The organism is Planktothrix paucivesiculata PCC 9631 (assembly GCF_900009265.2).
GTDB classification, from domain to species: domain Bacteria; phylum Cyanobacteriota; class Cyanobacteriia; order Cyanobacteriales; family Microcoleaceae; genus Planktothrix; species Planktothrix paucivesiculata.
The window spans coordinates 1-2141 of the sequence record NZ_LR734987.1 but is presented as its reverse complement, the minus strand read 5'-3'; the positions used below and the strand labels follow the sequence as shown (position 1 = coordinate 2141).

The following is a 2141-nucleotide window of genomic DNA, read 5'->3' as shown; positions in this document are numbered from 1 at the left end:
ATGCAAGCATTAACAATACAAGAACCTTGGGCTAGTCTTTTAGTCACAGGAAAGAAACGGTACGAAACTCGTGATTGGCAACGGAATTATCGGGGATTACTGGCAATTCACGCAGGAAAACAATCGGTTCATCCTTTTGATTATCCTTTGGGATTAAGTGAAATTCTTGATGAATTAGGAATTACTCAGGATGACCTTAGTAAAAATAAGCAGAAGATTATCGCCATTGCCACCTTGAAAGATATTCATTTAATGACCGATAAATTAATTAATGAACAATCAGAAATTGAACGATTAACTGGGTTTTGGCAACCTGGACGTTATGCCTGGGAACTCACTGATATTAAGCCTCTTTCTGAACCAATTGTGGCACGGGGTCTACCTGGTTTATGGGGGGTTTCTGATGAAATTTATGCTGAAATTCAACAACAATTAGTAAACTAAACATGAATAAACAAATTTTCAATTTATCTCAAAACCTGCTAGAAATAGTTGGGCTACCGCCCAGAGGTTGTGAGTGTAAAAAGTGTGAATCTGGGATGATTTTTGAGTGCTACCGTTGCCACAAACTTGTTCCTTGGTGTCATGGAGCCACTGATGATTACCTAGATTGGTGTAATGCCTGTGTCAGTGACTATACAAGAATTGAGGGATTTCCTGAAGACTAAAAGTTAATTAATCCCTTAATTAAAATTAAGTAATTAGGGGATTACACTAAATCACTAAATAAGGAGAATAATGAACATTTCTACTGTCGTAAACAATAAGAGAACGGAGTACAATGATTTGCATAAAAGAAGTTATACTTTTCTTACCCCATCTGGAGAGAAAATCTCGGAAGGAAAGACAAAACGATTGCTGGCTTATGCAATTAAACGCATGAATGAATCGGGTTTTCCTTGTTTTGAAAATGTTGAAATCTCTACAAACGAATATGATTTTACCTATAGTGTTGCCTTTCAAAATGAGAAGGGTGGCAAGATAGCTATTGATGGGATTTTCCTCAATAGAGGTGGTCATCCTTTTATCGATCACGGTTTTTCTATTGAAGCATAGAATCTGGGGAAATTTAATAGCAATTAAAAACTAATCCCTTAATCAAATCCAGTAATTAATTAGGGGAGCTACCGCTTTTTGATTCTGATGTTTCATCTAAAATCAAATGTTAACAGCAGAACAACTAAAAACGGAATTAAGTCAATTCAGTGGAACTGAAAACTATTACAAGCATTCTCACGGATTTAATTATACAGATGGAATTAACTTTCTAGCTGAAAATGCTGAATGCTATTGGTTATTAGATGCTATCGGTTCCTATCAGCATAAACTTCGATTAAATTCAAGACTTCGAGATTTTCAACTTTGGCTTTTAGTTGTTGGGAATAATCACGAATTCATTAAGCCTAAGAAACCTAAGAAAGCAGTTTTAACTTGTTGGGAAGATACACCAGTCTTAGGTGTTAAACCAGCAGTTAGTCAACAAATTCCATTTACTGATTTCCCCATGAGTGAAATTAAGCTTTACTTTGAAAACAAAGTTTTGCTACTGCCAGATGAACGTTAAATAGTTTTATCCCTTAATCAAATCCAGTAATTAATTAGGGGATAATATCTGTAATCAGGAAAAACTAATGCAATATTACAAAGTTGAATTTACCATCAATCCCGATGGCACAATCACTGAAAAAGTTCTGAATGGCTCTGGTAATAGTTGTACTGAACTTACTAAAGATTTAGACCTTGGTACAATTAAATCTCAAAAACTTTTACCTGAATATCATCAACAAATTAATCAAGAAATCAATCAAGAGGATAATTTATGGCAAGGATTCTAATAATTTTGTTGATTCTAACTCTTTTTCTAATTACGATGCTGCTTCTCAAACATCAATTCTATCTGAATCAAGCTGATAAGTATTTATCGAAGTCTTTAATGAATCATTAACTTAGGAGTAAAATAATGTCGCATCTAACAACTATCAAAACCTCAATCAAAGACCGCTTTATCCTTAAACAAGTTCTCAACAAATTAATTGAATCTCAACTTGATATTCTAACAGGAGCAACTCTCGAAACCAATAGCGTTATTGAAGATTATTATGGCAATAGCATAATAGCAGACTTTGTTATTCGACGACCCC

At 34.3% G+C, this 2141-nt stretch carries 6 protein-coding genes; all 6 read left to right on the top strand.

Annotation, left to right across the window (positions count from 1 at the left end):
• Positions 1 to 444: ASCH domain-containing protein (locus tag PL9631_RS02285; protein ID WP_156090417.1), on the top strand; the 444-nt coding region annotated here is incomplete at its 5' end.
• 2 nt (positions 445 to 446) lie between these two features.
• The gene (locus PL9631_RS02280) at positions 447 to 668 is read left to right on the top strand and encodes a hypothetical protein (protein WP_156090416.1); all 222 of its coding nucleotides are present in this window, start codon (positions 447 to 449) and stop codon (positions 666 to 668) included.
• A gap of 70 nt (positions 669 to 738) precedes the next feature.
• Positions 739 to 1056, top strand: coding sequence for a hypothetical protein (locus PL9631_RS02275; protein ID WP_083616580.1), 318 nt, complete (start codon positions 739 to 741; stop codon positions 1054 to 1056).
• A 106-nt stretch (positions 1057 to 1162) separates the two neighbouring features.
• On the top strand, positions 1163 to 1564 hold the full coding sequence (locus tag PL9631_RS02270; RefSeq protein ID WP_083616578.1) for a DUF6876 family protein: 402 nt from the start codon (positions 1163 to 1165) through the stop codon (positions 1562 to 1564).
• 67 nt (positions 1565 to 1631) lie between these two features.
• Positions 1632 to 1835, top strand: a complete 204-nt coding sequence (locus PL9631_RS02265; RefSeq protein ID WP_083616576.1) for a DUF2997 domain-containing protein — start codon at positions 1632 to 1634, stop codon at positions 1833 to 1835.
• Between the two features lie 125 nt (positions 1836 to 1960).
• Positions 1961 to 2141: hypothetical protein (locus PL9631_RS02260; RefSeq protein WP_156090415.1), on the top strand; the 181-nt coding region annotated here is incomplete at its 3' end.

What these genes read in the sequence shown, in the direction of transcription:
- PL9631_RS02275 (WP_083616580.1), top strand. Translation starts at nt 739, where the DNA reads ATGAACATTTCTACTGTCGTAAACAATAAGAGAACGGAGTACAATGAT.
- PL9631_RS02270 (WP_083616578.1), top strand. Translation starts at nt 1,163, where the DNA reads ATGTTAACAGCAGAACAACTAAAAACGGAATTAAGTCAATTCAGTGGA.
- PL9631_RS02280 (WP_156090416.1), top strand. Translation starts at nt 447, where the DNA reads ATGAATAAACAAATTTTCAATTTATCTCAAAACCTGCTAGAAATAGTT.
- PL9631_RS02265 (WP_083616576.1), top strand. Translation starts at nt 1,632, where the DNA reads ATGCAATATTACAAAGTTGAATTTACCATCAATCCCGATGGCACAATC.